Below are 14,373 nucleotides of genomic sequence, written 5' to 3'. Positions count from 1 at the left end.
AGGCACCAAAAGTGTGCAAGGCGTCCGTGTAACAAGGGCTACGCCGAAGTAGCGTCGGCTTGTAGTCCTTTGCCTGTCACAGTGTCAGACATTGCCTATCCAAGGTTCAGCGGCTGGCGAGCGGGCAATCCTGAAAAATCCGGTTTTACGGCACAATGGGCCGATAATGAATTTCGAACCGTTGCTTTTAATATCTTTCGTCCGAGTACCTGCCTGTGCCAAGTAGCCGTTTGATACTGGTTTGCCATGCGCGAACCATCGCACAAAAATTGGCGCGTTTTCCTACGAATGAGCCTGTTGAAGAGTTGCCCGTGGCGTCTGACGCCATCCGGTCGCGATTCCCGGCGACGCGGCGCCTGGTATGCGGGCCGGAGCTGCGAACCCGGCAAACAGCAGCGTGGTTGGGTGCCGATGGCGAAATCGACCCGGCCCTGGGTGATTGTGACTGGGGGCGCTGGCACGGCCAGTCGATCAAGGAATTGCAAGCCCACCACGCCGACGCGTTGTCAGCCTGGCTGGCTGATCCAGACGCGGCGCCCCATGGCGGCGAATCGGTCGGCCAACTGACACAGCGGGTGGCGCAGTGGCTGGCTACAGTCGCCGCGACGCCCGGGCATGTGGTGGCAGTCACCCATCCGTTTGTCATGCGTGCTGCATTGATGCAGGTGCTGCAGGGCAACGCGTTCAATGCGATCGATGTCGAGCCGCTGTCGGTGATCGAGCTGCGCTTCAACGGCATCTGGCGTCTACGCTTGCCGGGCATGGACCTTGAAGAGGAATTCTGATGAAACAGCTGCTGGTCATCGGCATTGGCGCCGGCAATCCGGACTACATCACGATGCAGGCAGTGAAAGCGCTGAATCGGGTCGATGTGTTCTTTCTGCTGGATAAAGGCCAGAGCAAACAGACGCTGATCGATCTGCGCCGCGAGATCTGTGAGCGCTACATCACCGATCACGCTTATCGCTTTATCGAAGCCAGCAGTCCTGAGCGCGAGCGGGGCGATGTCGACTACACGGCAAGTGTCGATGCACTGAACCGCGCCAAGCAGCAGACCTTCGAGCGGCTGATCAATGAGGAATTGCCCGACGGTCAGTGCGGCGGTTTCCTGGTGTGGGGCGATCCGGCGTTGTACGACAGCACGCTGCGCATCCTTCAGGCGATTCAGTCATCAGGCCGCTGTGAATTTGAGTACGAAGTGATACCGGGGATTACCAGCGTTCAGGCCCTGGCTGCGCAGCACAAGATACCGTTGAACACGATCGGCGGTTCGGTGGAAATCACCACGGGACGGCGATTGGCAGCAGGGCAGGTGAGTGAAGCGGACAGTCTGGTGGTGATGCTCGATGCCGAGGATTCGTACCAGCAGGTGACGGATCGCCAGACCGAGATTTTCTGGGGCGCTTACCTGGGCACACCGGACCAGATTCTGCTCAGCGGAAGACTGGCGGATGTCGCCGATGAGATCGAACGGGTGCGCAAAGCGGCGCGGGCGGAGCATGGGTGGATTATGGATACCTATCTGCTGCGCAAGCCTTGAACGGTTGGCGCCTGAACAGGCCCCCTTCGCGAGCAGGCTCGCTCCCACATTTGGAATGCGTCCCCCCTGTAGGAGTGAGCCTGCTCGCGATGACGGTGGTACATCCAATACGAATTTCGGACAGGCAAAAAGAAACCCGGTACACCGCAAGGCGCACCGGGTTTTTTGTTGCCGGCCAACGGCGGATGTCGTGGATCCGCCGTCAACCTTGAACTCCGTATCAGGCGCGTTCCAGCGCCAGCGCTACACCCTGGCCGCCGCCAATGCACAAGGTCGCCAGACCTTTTTTCGCATCGCGCTTGAGCATTTCGTGCAGCAATGTCACCAGCACGCGGCAACCCGATGCGCCGATCGGGTGACCAAGAGCGATGGCGCCGCCGTTGACGTTGACCTTGTCCAGGTCCCATTGCAGGTCCTTGGCGACGGCCAGCGATTGCGCGGCGAACGCTTCGTTGGCTTCGATCAGGTCGAGCTGGTCGATGCTCCAGCCGGCCTTGTCGAGGCAGCGGCGGGTGGCAGATACCGGGCCGATGCCCATGATCGCCGGATCGACGCCCGCGTTGGCGTAGGCAGCGATTCTGGCCAGAACCGGCAGGCCCAGGGCTTTGGCTTTCTCGCCACTCATCAGAATCACGGCGGCGGCACCGTCGTTCAGCGATGAAGCGTTGCCAGCGGTGACGCTGCCGTCCTTTTTGAACGCCGGGCGCAGCTTCGCCAGGGATTCGGCGCTGGTGTCGCCGCGTGGCTGCTCGTCGATCTTGAAGGCGACCGGATCGCCCTTGCGCTGGGGAATCAGGATCGGGGTGATTTCATCGACGAAGCGCCCGGCTTCAATGGCGGCGGCAGCTTTCTGCTGGGAAGCGGCAGCGAAGGCGTCCTGCTGTTCGCGGGTGATCTGGTATTTATCGACCAGATTTTCCGCGGTGATGCCCATGTGGTAATCGTTGAACGCATCCCACAGGCCGTCGCTGATCATGGTGTCGACGATTTGCGCGTGACCCATGCGCAGACCGGTGCGGGCGCCCGGCATGATGTAGTTGGACAGGCTCATGTTTTCCTGGCCGCCGGCAATGATCACCTCGGCGTCGCCGCAACGGATCGCCTGCGCGCCGAGATGCAGAGCTTTCAGGCCCGAACCGCAGACCTTGTTCAGGGTCATCGCCGGTACCGCGTGGGGCAGGCCGGCCTTGATCGCGGCCTGACGCGCCGGGTTCTGTCCGGCGCCGGCGGTCAACACCTGGCCCATGATCACTTCATCGACCTGCGCACCGTCCAGACCGGTCTGCTCGAGCAACTGGCGGATCACCGCTGCGCCCAGATCTACCGCGGATACGTTGGCCAGGGAGCCCTGAAAACTGCCGATCGCGGTACGCGTGGCGGCAACAATGACGACGTCTTGCATTTTCGAATTCCTCACTCGGCAGCGAATTGCATTTCCGGTACGTGATCCGGGACGATCAGTTTACCAGCGGTTTTGGCGACGATTTCTTCAACGCTGACGCCAGGTGCGCGTTCCTTGAGGACAAAAGCGCCATTTTCAATTTCCAGATAGGCGAGGTCGGTCAGCACGCGCTTGATGCAGCCGGCGCCGGTCAGCGGCAGGCTGCATTTGGCGAGCAGCTTGGATTCACCGTCCTTGGACGCGTGGGTCATGATGACAATGATGTTGTCGGCACCGGCCACCAGGTCCATGGCGCCGCCCATGCCCTTGACCAGTTTGCCGGGGATCATCCACGAGGCAATATTGCCTTCGACGTCGACTTCGAACGCGCCGAGCACGGTCAGGTCGACATGGCCGCCGCGGATCATCGCAAAGGATTCGGCGGAGTTGAAAATCGATGCGCCGATCCGCGCGGTCACCGTTTGTTTGCCGGCGTTGATCATGTCGGCATCGATGGTTTCTTCGGTCGGAAAAGGTCCCATGCCGAGCAGGCCGTTTTCCGATTGCAGCATGACTTCCATGCCTTCGGGGATGTAGTTGGCGACCAGGGTCGGAATGCCGATACCGAGGTTGACGTAGTAGCCGTCCTGCATTTCGCGGGCGACGCGCTGAGCCATTTGTTCGCGGGTAAGTGCCATGTTGTTGTTCTCCGTAGGCCTGAATTATTTGCGGATGGTGCGTTGTTCGATGCGTTTTTCGAACGTGCCGCAAATGACCCGGTCGACGTAGATGCCCGGGGTGTGGATCTGCGTCGGATCGAGTTCGCCGGGTTCGACGATTTCTTCGACTTCGACCACGGTGATCTTGCCGGCGGTGGCCGCCAGCGGGTTGAAGTTCTGCGCGGTGTGGCGGTAAACGACGTTGCCGAAATGGTCGGCCTTCCAGCCTTTGACGATGGCGAAGTCGCCAGTGATGGATTCTTCCATCAGGTACTTGCGACCTTTGAATTCACGCACTTCCTTGCCCTCGGCGACTGGGGTGCCGACGCCGGTGGCGGTGAAGAATGCCGGAATGCCGGCGCCGCCCGCGCGCATCTTCTCGGCGAGGGTGCCTTGCGGGGTGAGGATGACTTCGATGTCGCCCTTGAGCAGTTGCTCTTCGAACAGTTTGTTTTCGCCGACGTACGAGGCGATGACTTTGCTGATCTGGCGGTCGGTGAGCAGCACGCCAAGGCCGAATCCGTCGACGCCGCAGTTGTTGGAGACGACGGTGAGGTCGCGGGTGCCCTTGCGCTTGATCTCGGCGATCAGGTTTTCCGGAATGCCGCACAGACCGAAGCCACCGGCGATGACGGTCATGCCGTCTTCCAGCCCGGCCATCGCTTCCTCGTAGGAACTCACACGCTTGTCGAAACCTGCCATAGGCACCTCTTTTATTATTTGCGGGCGGCTGGCTAGCCGAATGACTGGAGTGTCTCTCCGTGGAATATATTTGTTAAGTTGATTTTTACGGTTGATTGATTGATAAACATCAATAATCAATGTTTCGGCGATCTCCTGTAGGAGCTGCCGAAGGCTGCGATCTTTTGCCGTTGATTTTCAAGATCAAAAGATCGCAGCCTTCGGCAGCGCCTACAGAGGGCAATCACATCACGGCTTGCAGCTTGCAGCTTGCAGCTTGCAGCTTGCAGCTCGCCGCTCGCAACTGGAGCAAAGCGACCATGACCATCAAACAGATTCGTGCCTTTCTCGCCGTGGCCCATAACCTGAGTTTCGCCGTTGCATGCGAGCGCCTGCACCTGTCCCAGTCAGCGTTGAGCCTGACCATCAAGGCGCTGGAGGAGGGCCTGGGCGGGCGGCTGTTCAGCCGCAATACCCGGAATGTCGCGCTGACCCCGGAGGGCGAATCCCTGCTGCCGCTGGCGCGCCGGTTGATCGCCGACTGGGACAACGCTGAAGACGAGATGCGTCAGCGTTTCAGCCTGCAACGCGGGCGCGTGACGCTGGCGGCGATGCCGTCGTTTGCCGGCAATCTGCTGCCGCCGATTCTCAAGAGCTTTCGCGCGCGCTATCCGAACGTCAACGTCACGGTCAACGACGTGATCAACGAGCAAGTGCTGGAAATGGTCCGCGACCGGCAGGTGGAACTCGGCGTGGCGTTCGCGCCGATGCAGAGCACGTCGATGACGTTCACGCCTCTGTATGTCGATCGCTTTGTCGCGGTGGTGCCAGCGGATTCAGCGCTGGCCGGCCGCGCCGACATCGATTGGCAGACCTTGCTGGAGCAACCGTTCATCACCCTGCAGCGGCCGTCGACGGTACGGGTGATGCTGGAAGAGCATTTGCACGCGCGCGGGATGAAGTTGCCGGTGGAGTTCGAGAGCCATCAATTGGCGACGGTCGGCCGCATGGTCGCCAGCGGGCTCGGAGTCAGCGCGGTGCCGGCGTTGTGTGCGGGGCAGATGCGCGAGCTGGGTGCGCATTGCCTGACCTTGAACGATTCGGTCGAGCGGGCAATCGGTGTGCTGACCGAGCCGGGCAATGAACTGTCGGCGGCGGCGCAGGCGTTGTTCGAGATTCTCAAGGCTGAAGATCTGCAGCGCCAGTTCGATCTCCCCCTCAGCCCGGAAGCGCGGGAATAGAGGGCCGAACACTGATTCAGTGTGGGAGCGAGCCTGCTCGCGAAAAACGATAACGCGGTCTAGACCTTGGCCACCCGCCACAGATACCAGGCCGCCACCGTCCGATACGGGCTCCACGCCCGGCCGATCTCGATCATCTGTTTGCGCGTCGGCTGCACGTCCAGTCCCTTCAAACGCCGGTAACCCTCACGCACACCGAAGTCATCAGCCGGCAGGATGTCCATGCGTTCCAGGCTGTAGATCAGCAGCATCTCCACGGTCCAGCGACCGACGCCGCGCAGGCTGGTCAGACGTTCGATCAGGGTTTCATCGTCCATGGCCCGCGCAGTCGGGTAATCCGGCACCACGCCGTCCAGCGTCGCCTGGGCAATCCCCTGGATCGTCGCGATCTTGCTGGCTGAAAATCCGCAAGCGCGCAGTCGCTCGACCTCAGTCGCCAGAATCTGTTCCGGACGCGGAAATGCCTGTCCGGGAAACAACCCCACCAGACGTCCGAGAATCGCATCGCCAGCCTTGGCGTGCAGTTGCTGATAGGCAATCGCGCGCACCAGCGACTCATACGGATCGCGCGCCGGGTGCGGCTGATGCAGGCAGGGGCCGACGGCGCGGATATGGCGCTGCCAGTCAGCGTCTATTACGGCCAGAAAGGCGCTGGCCGCGTCGTACACGTCAGTCATGCGGCCGTGAGTCGAGCGTAATCATCGAAATCCCTTCTCGCTGGCTGAGTTGCATGTTTCAGAAAGCCAATTGTTGAGTCATTTGCAGCGCAGCGTTCTCCAACCGCAGCAGAAACGCCTTGCGCGGTTGCCCGCCACCATAACCGGTCAGCGAACCGTCTGCGCCGATCACTCGGTGGCAGGGCACTACGATCGATAGCCGATTGTGCCCGTTGGCCAGACCCACCGCACGACTGGCGCCGGGTTTGCCCAGTCCCGCGGCGATGGCGCCGTAGGTGCTGGTGTGGCCGTAGGGGATTTGCAGCAGCGCCGCCCACACCTCGCGGGCAAAAGCGCTGCCGGGCAGGTGCAACGGCACGCTGAACTGAGTGAGTCTGCCGGCAAAGTACTCCGCGAGTTGCACCTCGATCTGCTGTAAGTGCGCGTTGTGTCCCGGCGCGACGGCGTAGCCATAACGGTTCTGCAGTGCTTCGACTTCACGGGTCAGTGCCGGGCGATCAAGGAACTCCAACAGCACCAGCCCACGGCGCTCGGCCATGGCGATCATCGGCCCCAGCGGCGTGGTCAGGCGGGTGAACAGCAGCGGCTCACTGTTGGCGGCGCGGCCCGGGGTAATGTGGAAGGATTTCTGAAAAGCGTCGCGAAAACCGCTGAGCGACTCGTAGCCGGAGTCGAACGCGGCGTGATCGATCGACGCGCCTTGCCTGATTCCGCCCAGGGCCATGCCGAGGCGACGGGTGCGCAGCCAGGCATGGAAAGTCATGCCGAAATGCTGTTTGAACCAGCGCCGCAGCTTCAATGGTTCGATGCCTTCAGCGAGCAATTGTGCATCGCTCCAGCGCCGTTCGGGATCGGCGTCTACCGCGTTGAGCAGGCGCTGCACCCAGTCCGGGGCGATCGCCGCGGCGTCCAGCGGTTTGCAGCGCAGGCAGGCGCGGTAACCGGCGCACAGGCATTCGTCGGCATGGGCAAAGAATTCGACGTTCTCCGGTTTCGGCTTGCGCGCCGTGCAACTGGGGCGGCAGAAGATCCCGGTGGTTTTCACCGCCGTGAAGAACACGCCTTCATAGGCAGTGTCGCGTTCGAGCATGGCGCGAACCATTTCGGCGTGGGGTGGCAGGACAGCGGCTGGTATGTTCATGGGCTGAGAGTAAATCCGCTTTGTCGATGGCTCCACCGAAAAATCGACAGTGAATTTTTTCGCTGGTGCAGCACAATGAGCGGGTCGCCGCTTTCAAGGAAGCTCACCCATGCATCCGTTTTCCATTCAGCGCATCGATCATGTCGTCCTGCGCGTAGCCGACCTGCAACGCAGCATCGATTTCTACGGCAAAGTGTTCGGCGCCGAAGTGGTCAGGCATAACCCGCCGCTGGGGCTGGTGCATTTGCGGGCCGGCACCTCGATGATCGATCTCGTCGACCTTGCAGGCGAACTCGGGCGCAAGGGCGGCGGCGCGGCTGAGGCGCAGAAACGCAATGTCGACCACTTTTGCCTGCGCATCGAGCCGTTCGATGAAGCGGCGCTTGTCGCTCATCTGGAATCGTTTGGTTTGATGGTGGAGCAAGCCGCCAGACGTTTCGGCGCCGAGGGCTACGGCCTGTCGCTGTATTGTTTCGATCCGGACGGCAATCAGGTCGAACTCAAAGGCCCGTCCGAAGGCGCTCAGCCAGACGTTTCCTGAAGCAACAGCTCGGTCACTTGCGCCAGCGCCAGATGGCCGTTTTGCGGTTGCTCAGAGGCCAGGTTGAACAGCGCCAGTTGCCGATCGGCGCTGTTGCCGCTGTCAATGATCGCCCGCGCACGTTCGAACAACTGCGCCGCGCCTAACGCCTGCGCGGTCTCGGCAAAACGCTGCTCGGCAAGTTCAAGCCACTGCGCGATCGAACAGTCGCCGTCGATGCCCTCGACCAGAAAGCGCGCATGAGTGCCCAGGCGTTTGGCGCGCCAGCGATTTTCTTCCAGCATCGAGCGCGCGGTCTGGTCATACAGCAGACCGGGGCGCCGCTGTGCACTGGCATGAGCCACCAATACGCGAAAAAACGCCGCGAGCGTCAGCGCATCATCGACCCGAGGGCAGGCGTCAGTCATGCGCAGCTCGAGCGTCGGAAAGCGCGCCGCCGGGCGCACACCCCACCAACACTCGCTCGGCTCAGTGATCGCGCCGATGCGCGTGAGAAACGCCAGGTGATCGTCGTAATGGCGCTGATCGGCAAACAGCGGCGGGATGCCCATGCGTGGCCACTCGTCACACGCTGTCTGCCGGTAACTCATGAAGCCGCTGGCGGCGCCATCCCAGATTGGCGACGAACAGCTCAGCGCCAGCAGGAGGGGCGTCCACGGCAGCACTTCGTTCATCACCGCAATGCGATCCAGCGGCTCGATCACTTCGACGTGCACATGCAGGCCTGACAGCACGCTGCGCCGCGCGACATGGCCGTAGCGTTGGAACAGATATTGGAAATGTTCCTCGTCGGTCGGCACCTGCTCGCGCCAGTCGGCCAGCGGATGGCTGCCGGCGCTGAGCAGGGCCAGGCCAAACGGTTCGAGGGCTGCCCCCAGGGCCTGACGGCTGCCGCGGAGAAAATCGCCGGCGTGCAGAAAGTCGCTGAACACCGGCGAGGCCACCTCGATCTGCCCTTGAAACATCTCTGTGGCAAACCACACGCCCAGCGCCGCCCGGCATGCCTCGATCGCCTGGGGTGGCGGGCTGCCGACCATGCTCAAGGTCTGCCGATCAGTGAGGAAATACTCTTCCTCGATACCGAATCGCGGATGGCTCATGGCGGTGCTCGAGTGAGTGTTTCTCTTCAGAACCCCCCGCAGCAACGGTGGTTCAAGCCAGGCGACCAGTGCCGCGAATGCACCGTTGGTCTTGTCCATTGCACTTGGGCGGCTAGGGCGTTTCCAAACAAGTCCGATCAACGTTTTCTGGAGGCAGACATGAGCAACCCATCCAGCAACGACAAGGCCCTCAATGAGACCGGCAATCCCAACGACGACGGCTTCGCCATCGGCACGGCCGGGCGTGATGAAGATCCCAACGCCACCACCGACTGGGACGTCAGCCGTGACAGCGAAGATGTCATGACACCGGACGATACTCGCGGTTTGCCCGGTTACCCTGGCGCCGAACACAGTAACCCGTCAAAACGCGTTCCCGACACCAGCGTGCCAGCCAACGGTGATCCATCCGTGCAGAACGACAGCGGCGCTGACTGAGGCGGTGGAGGATGGCAGGATAATGGCGTCGGTCGAACTTTTTCGATCCGGCGCCGCTCTGAACGTGTCATAGGGTCGAGGTTCGGCAGAAAAAACGCTTCGGCAGTCAGAAAAAGCTGCGTGGCGTGATAAATTCCCACTCCACGCCGTGCCCACCCAGAATGGCCCCTGCCGGGTCCCACCAAGAGCGATCTACATGCAAGCAAAGGCCCGTGAGGTTTATGTGCCACCGGTGCTGCAAGATCTGCGGGCCGGCACAGCCGAACTGCACATCGCACTGGAAAAACGCCTTCCTTTTTTCTCCGACTCCCTCGATAACCGCGCTTTCGAACGCTTGATGGCGGCCTATTACGGTTTCTATCAGCCGCTGGAACGGGCGTTGCTGGCCAGCGGGGCGGTGCCGGACGATTTCAATCTGACGCCTCGTCTGAAGGCCGAAACCTTGCACGCCGACCTGCGCGCGCTGGGCGCGAGCGCCAATGACTTGCCGCTGTGCGAGGACTTGCCGGTGATCGACTCCAGCGCTGCCAGCCTTGGCGTTCTGTACGTGCTCGAAGGCGCCACCCTTGGCGGGCAGATCCTGCGCCGGGAAATCGCCGCGCGGCTGAATCTGGATGCCGACAACGGTGCCGCGTTCCTGGATGTCTATGGCGCTGCCACCGGGCGGCGCTGGCGCGAGTTCATCGAATACCTGAGCAACCGGCCCATGGATGCCAGCGAACGCGCGGCCGTGGTCAGCGCAGCACAAACCACATTCAGCTGTTTCGAGCAGTGGCTCGAGCGCCAGGAGGTACTGGCATGAACCTGCAAGACCAACAAGCCTTTGAAGAACTGCTGGCCAACTGTGCCGACGAGCCGATCCGCTTTCCCGGCGCGATTCAGCCCCATGGTTTGCTGCTGACCCTGAGCGAGCCGGCGCTGCAGATCATTCAGGTCAGTGCCAACGTCGAAACCCTGCTGGCCCGCGCGCCGGAATCGTTGATCGGCCAGCCGCTGCACAGCCTGATCGGCGCCGAACACACCGCGCAAGTGCAGGAAGCCTTGCAGCAGGCGACGTTCTCCGAGGCGGCGCCGCTGCGTTTCGAGCTCAACGGCACCTCGTTCGAAGGTTTGCTGCATCGCCATCAGGGTGTGCTGATTCTTGAGCTTGAGATCCACGTCAAGAATTTCCAGCCGCGCAACGTTGCCGGGGTCAACACCCATCTGGGTCGCATGCTCCAGCGCCTGCAAGCGGCGACCACGCTGCAGGCCTTGTACGACATCAGCGTCAAGGAAATCCAGGCGATGACCGGTTACGACCGGGTGCTGATCTACCGCTTCGAGGAGGAGGGCCACGGCCAGGTCATCGCCGAGGCGTCCGACCCGTCGATGGAAGTGTTCAATGGTCTGTTCTTCCCGGCGTCGGACATCCCCGAGCAGGCGCGCGAGCTGTATCGCACCAACTGGCTGCGGATCATCCCCAACGCCGATTACCAGCCGGTGCCGCTGGTGCCGAAGTTGCGCCCCGACACGCAAACGCCGCTGGACCTGAGTTTCGCCACCCTGCGCAGCGTCTCGCCGATCCACTGCCAGTACATGAAGAACATGGGCGTGCTGTCGTCGATGAGCATTTCCCTGCTCAAGGGCGACAAACTCTGGGGCCTGATCAGCTGCGGCAACCGCCAACCGCTGCACGTGCCGCATGAGTTGCGCATGGCCTGCCAGACCATCGGTCAGGTCTTGTCGTTGCAGATCAGTGCGATGGAAACCCTGGAACTGACTCGCCAGCGCGAGGAGAAGGTCGAAGCGCTGGCGCGGCTCAATCAGGCGATGATCGATTCGCCGCAAAACGTGTTCGACGGCCTCTCCCAGCAGCCGGCGACGCTGATGGCGCTGGTCAATGCCGGCGGCATCGCGATCATCGAAGACAAGCAATTGCACCGTTACGGCAACTGCCCGGCGCCGGAAGAAATTCGCGCCCTGCACAAATGGTTGCAGGAGCGCGGCGAGCCGGTGTTCGCCAGTCATCATCTGTCCAGCGTTTATCCGCCGGCGGCACAGTATCAGTCGGTGGCCAGCGGTGTGCTCGCCATGAGCCTGCCCAAACCGGTGGACAATGGCTTGCTGTGGTTCCGTCCGGAAGTGAAGGAAAACATCAACTGGAGCGGCGACCCGCGCAAACCGCTGGACCTGGAAAACTCCGACGCCGGCCTGCGCCTGCGTCCGCGCACCTCGTTCGAGATCTGGAAAGTCGAGATGGCCGGGATCTCCACTAAGTGGAGCCACGGTGATCGGTTCGCTGCCAATGATCTGCGTCGCTCGGCGCTGGAAAACGATCTGGCCCGCCAGGTACGGCGCGAGCAGGAGGCCGTGCGGGCGCGAGACGAACTGGTGGCGGTGGTCTCCCATGATCTGCGCAACCCGATGACTGTGATCTCCATGCTGTGCGGCATGATGCAGAAAGCCTTCAGCTCTGAGGGGGCGCACACCTCGCGGCGCATTTCCACGGCGATCGATACCATGCAACAGGCCACGGCACGCATGAACACGCTGCTCGAAGACCTGCTCGACACCTCGAAAATCGACGCCGGGCGCTATTCCATTACCCCGCAGGCGCTGGACGTCGGTCTTATCTTCGAAGAAGCGCAATCGCTGCTGTCGCCGCTGGCCCATGACAAGGACATCAGCATTTCCTTCCAGGCCGATCCTGACCTGCGCATCCACGCCGACCCAGAGCGGCTGTTTCAGGTGCTGTCCAATCTGGTCGGCAACGCAATCAAATTCACCCCGCGCATGGGCACCGTAGGTGTGCACGCCAAGTCGGTGGGCGATGAGATTGTGTTCATCGTGCGTGACAGTGGCGAAGGGATTCCCAAGGAACATTTGCCGCATGTGTTTGATCGCTACTGGACAGTGAAGGAAGGCAATCCGACCGGTACCGGCCTTGGTTTGTACATCACCCAAGGCATCGTCGAAGCCCACGGCGGACAGATCGTCGCCGAGAGCGAGCCGGGGCAGGGTAGCGAGTTCCGCTTTACCGTGCCGCGCCTGGCCTGAGTGCCCTGTAGGAGTGAGCCTGCTCGCGATGGCGTCCGTCCCGTCAGCGCTGTTCTGACTGATCCACCGTTATCGCGAGCAGGCTCACTCCTACAGGTCTTGCGGTGGGCTCTGCAATTTGGTTTCACACAAAACCCTGTGGGAGCGAGCCTGCTCGCGAAGACGTCAGCCCAGCCAACACTGGGCTGAGTGACCCACCGCTCTCACAGAAGATTCGCATCCTCAGGGTCATTTTCTTCAATACCGCAAATCCCCCGCTCGTTACCGTAGCCACCTCGTTCCTCGATTTGAAGCAGGTGTGCAATGAGTCTGATTCTTTCCATGGCGGCGTTTGCCCTGGCCGCTTCCATCACCCCTGGGCCGGTCAATATCGTCGCCTTGAGCTCTGGCGCGCAGTACGGCTTTCGTGCCAGTCAGCGACATGTTGCAGGGGCGACGCTGGGGTTTGTGCTGTTGCTGGTGCTGATGGGGCTGGGCCTGCATGAAGTCCTGCAATTGTGGCCGTTCATGACTCGCGTGGTGCAGTGGGCCGGGGTGGCGTTTCTGCTGTTCATGGCGTGGAAACTCGCCAGCGATGACGGCCAGTTGCACGCCAGCGAGTCCGGCCGCGCGCCGTCGATGCTCTATGGCGCGGTGATGCAATGGCTTAATCCCAAGGCCTGGCTTGCTTGCGTGGCCGGCATGGGCGCCTTTGTCGCCGACGGCGAGGCGCGGCTGGTCTGGCAATTTGCGGCGGTGTATCTGGTGATCTGCTATCTGTCGGTGGGGTGCTGGGTGTATGCCGGGACGTTCTTGCGTGGCTATCTGAGCAACGCGGCGGGGATGCGCTGGTTCAATCGCTTGATGGCGTTGTTGCTGGCGTTGAGCGCGGTTTATCTCCTGATCACCTGATTGACCTGTCGATCACAAGACCCTGTAGGAGTGAGCCTGCTCGCGATAGCGGTGGATCAGTCAATGCAGTGCTGGATGGCACACCGCTATCGCGAGCAGGCTCACTCCTACAGGGGATTTGTGTGTTAGCAGAGATTGGGTTCAGCCGCGATACTGGCCCGGCGTTGCCGCCAGATGCTGTTTGAACGCTCGCTGAAAATGCGCCTGATCGGCAAATCCGGCCTGGAGCGCGACATCGGCAATCAACTGGCCGCGGCGCAAGCGTTCGCGGGCGAACTGGATGCGCTGATTGACCAAAAAGGCATGGGGTGTCATTCCGTAACGCTGCTTGAACGCGCGAATCAGGTACGACGGCGACAACTGCGCCGCCGCGCAAATCGCCTCGAGGCTGAGCACTTCGGTGCAATGTGCACGAATGAAATCAGCGGCGCGTTCCAGCTTGAAGTTCGGCTCACGTACAGGCTGATCAGCCGGATTCAGGCGCAGTTGCAAATCACCGAAAAACTCCACCGCCGCGCTGTGTTTCGCCAGCGCCTCCAACTGTTCGTCGACCAACACCTCATACAACCCCATCAACCTGCCGAACAGCTCGGCATCAGCCAGGTGCGTGTCCGAAAAACGCCGGAATTCCAGCTCCGCCGCAAACCCCAACTGGTGCTGCAAATCCGTCAGCCACGGCGTTTCGACATACAACATCACATACGACCACGGCTGATCGTCGATCGGATTACAGGCATGCACATCGCCGGGATTCATCAGCACCACGGTGCCGGCCGCCACCGCGAACTGCGCTTGCTCATGCACATAGGTGCTGCGCCCGGCGGTGATCGCGCCGATGGAAAAGTGCGCGTGGGAATGCCGCGCATAACAGACCTCGCGACCATCAGCGATGGCTCGCGCCTCAATGAAAGGCAGGGCGTCGTCGCGCCAGAAACGCGGGGCTTTCTCGGGGTTCTTCGCAGCAGCGTGTTTCATCGTGATCGTCCC

The 14,373-nt window shown here is 61.6% G+C and carries 15 protein-coding genes; 8 read left to right on the top strand and 7 right to left on the bottom strand.

Annotation, left to right across the window (positions count from 1 at the left end):
* Positions 1 to 215: 215 nt before the first annotated feature.
* The gene (locus AEQ63_RS05115; RefSeq protein ID WP_064362023.1) at positions 216 to 785 is read left to right on the top strand and encodes a histidine phosphatase family protein; all 570 of its coding nucleotides are present in this window, start codon (positions 216 to 218) and stop codon (positions 783 to 785) included.
* On the top strand, positions 785 to 1,540 hold the full coding sequence (gene cobF, locus AEQ63_RS05110; protein ID WP_064362022.1) for a precorrin-6A synthase (deacetylating): 756 nt from the start codon (positions 785 to 787) through the stop codon (positions 1,538 to 1,540). Before AEQ63_RS05115 ends, cobF begins: the two co-directional genes overlap by 1 nt.
* 220 nt (positions 1,541 to 1,760) lie before the next feature.
* Here the strand turns inward: cobF and AEQ63_RS05105 are convergent, their stop codons facing one another.
* The 3 genes from AEQ63_RS05105 to AEQ63_RS05095 are packed head-to-tail and all read right to left on the bottom strand — an operon-like array spanning position 1,761 to position 4,342.
* Complete coding sequence (locus AEQ63_RS05105) at positions 1,761 to 2,942, bottom strand: acetyl-CoA C-acetyltransferase (protein WP_042609529.1); 1,182 nt, start codon at positions 2,940 to 2,942, stop codon at positions 1,761 to 1,763.
* Positions 2,943 to 2,953: 11 nt separating this feature from the next.
* Positions 2,954 to 3,619 (bottom strand): CoA transferase subunit B, encoded by a 666-nt coding sequence (locus AEQ63_RS05100; protein ID WP_039762320.1) that lies wholly within the window; start codon positions 3,617 to 3,619, stop codon positions 2,954 to 2,956.
* 24 nt (positions 3,620 to 3,643) lie between these two features.
* Positions 3,644 to 4,342, bottom strand: a complete 699-nt coding sequence (locus AEQ63_RS05095; protein ID WP_042609530.1) for a CoA transferase subunit A — start codon at positions 4,340 to 4,342, stop codon at positions 3,644 to 3,646.
* 299 nt (positions 4,343 to 4,641) lie between these two features.
* Here AEQ63_RS05095 and AEQ63_RS05090 point away from each other — a divergent pair, with 299 nt between their 5' ends.
* Positions 4,642 to 5,562: a LysR family transcriptional regulator gene (locus AEQ63_RS05090; RefSeq protein WP_064362021.1), complete on the top strand. Its 921-nt coding sequence runs from the start codon at positions 4,642 to 4,644 to the stop codon at positions 5,560 to 5,562.
* A 59-nt stretch (positions 5,563 to 5,621) separates the two neighbouring features.
* Here AEQ63_RS05090 and AEQ63_RS05085 read toward each other — a convergent pair whose 3' ends face one another.
* Positions 5,622 to 6,239, bottom strand: a complete 618-nt coding sequence (locus tag AEQ63_RS05085; RefSeq protein WP_042609532.1) for a DNA-3-methyladenine glycosylase family protein — start codon at positions 6,237 to 6,239, stop codon at positions 5,622 to 5,624.
* 58 nt (positions 6,240 to 6,297) lie between these two features.
* A complete protein-coding gene (locus AEQ63_RS05080) occupies positions 6,298 to 7,380 on the bottom strand; it encodes a bifunctional transcriptional activator/DNA repair enzyme AdaA (protein WP_042609533.1) in 1,083 nt (360 codons plus the stop codon).
* Between the two features lie 109 nt (positions 7,381 to 7,489).
* Between AEQ63_RS05080 and AEQ63_RS05075 the strand changes: the two genes are divergently transcribed.
* Positions 7,490 to 7,921: a VOC family protein gene (locus AEQ63_RS05075; RefSeq protein WP_064362020.1), complete on the top strand. Its 432-nt coding sequence runs from the start codon at positions 7,490 to 7,492 to the stop codon at positions 7,919 to 7,921.
* On the opposite strand, the gene AEQ63_RS05070 is transcribed toward AEQ63_RS05075, so the two are convergent.
* Positions 7,903 to 9,021, bottom strand: coding sequence for a carboxylate-amine ligase (locus AEQ63_RS05070; RefSeq protein WP_064362056.1), 1,119 nt, complete (start codon positions 9,019 to 9,021; stop codon positions 7,903 to 7,905). The genes AEQ63_RS05075 and AEQ63_RS05070 overlap by 19 nt on opposite strands.
* A gap of 159 nt (positions 9,022 to 9,180) precedes the next feature.
* Between AEQ63_RS05070 and AEQ63_RS28730 the strand changes: the two genes are divergently transcribed.
* From AEQ63_RS28730 to AEQ63_RS05050, 4 genes are all read left to right on the top strand, one after another.
* On the top strand, positions 9,181 to 9,459 hold the full coding sequence (locus AEQ63_RS28730; RefSeq protein ID WP_064362019.1) for a hypothetical protein: 279 nt from the start codon (positions 9,181 to 9,183) through the stop codon (positions 9,457 to 9,459).
* Positions 9,460 to 9,655: 196 nt separating this feature from the next.
* The gene (locus tag AEQ63_RS05060; RefSeq protein WP_064362018.1) at positions 9,656 to 10,261 is read left to right on the top strand and encodes a biliverdin-producing heme oxygenase; all 606 of its coding nucleotides are present in this window, start codon (positions 9,656 to 9,658) and stop codon (positions 10,259 to 10,261) included.
* Positions 10,258 to 12,495: an ATP-binding protein gene (locus tag AEQ63_RS05055; RefSeq protein WP_064362017.1), complete on the top strand. Its 2,238-nt coding sequence runs from the start codon at positions 10,258 to 10,260 to the stop codon at positions 12,493 to 12,495. The genes AEQ63_RS05060 and AEQ63_RS05055 overlap by 4 nt, the downstream gene beginning before the upstream one ends.
* Before the next feature lie 303 nt (positions 12,496 to 12,798).
* The gene (locus tag AEQ63_RS05050; RefSeq protein ID WP_064362016.1) at positions 12,799 to 13,386 is read left to right on the top strand and encodes a LysE family translocator; all 588 of its coding nucleotides are present in this window, start codon (positions 12,799 to 12,801) and stop codon (positions 13,384 to 13,386) included.
* Positions 13,387 to 13,527: 141 nt separating this feature from the next.
* Here the strand turns inward: AEQ63_RS05050 and AEQ63_RS05045 are convergent, their stop codons facing one another.
* Entirely contained in the window at positions 13,528 to 14,361 is an 834-nt protein-coding gene (locus AEQ63_RS05045; protein WP_064362015.1) for a helix-turn-helix transcriptional regulator, read from the bottom strand.
* Positions 14,362 to 14,373: the final 12 nt, after the last annotated feature.

Origin of the sequence: Pseudomonas sp. RIT-PI-o (assembly GCF_001297215.1) — a bacterium.
In the GTDB taxonomy this organism is placed as follows: domain Bacteria; phylum Pseudomonadota; class Gammaproteobacteria; order Pseudomonadales; family Pseudomonadaceae; genus Aquipseudomonas; species Aquipseudomonas moraviensis_A.
The sequence above is the reverse complement of the archived record's forward strand: the minus strand, read 5'-3'. Positions and strand labels throughout refer to the sequence as shown.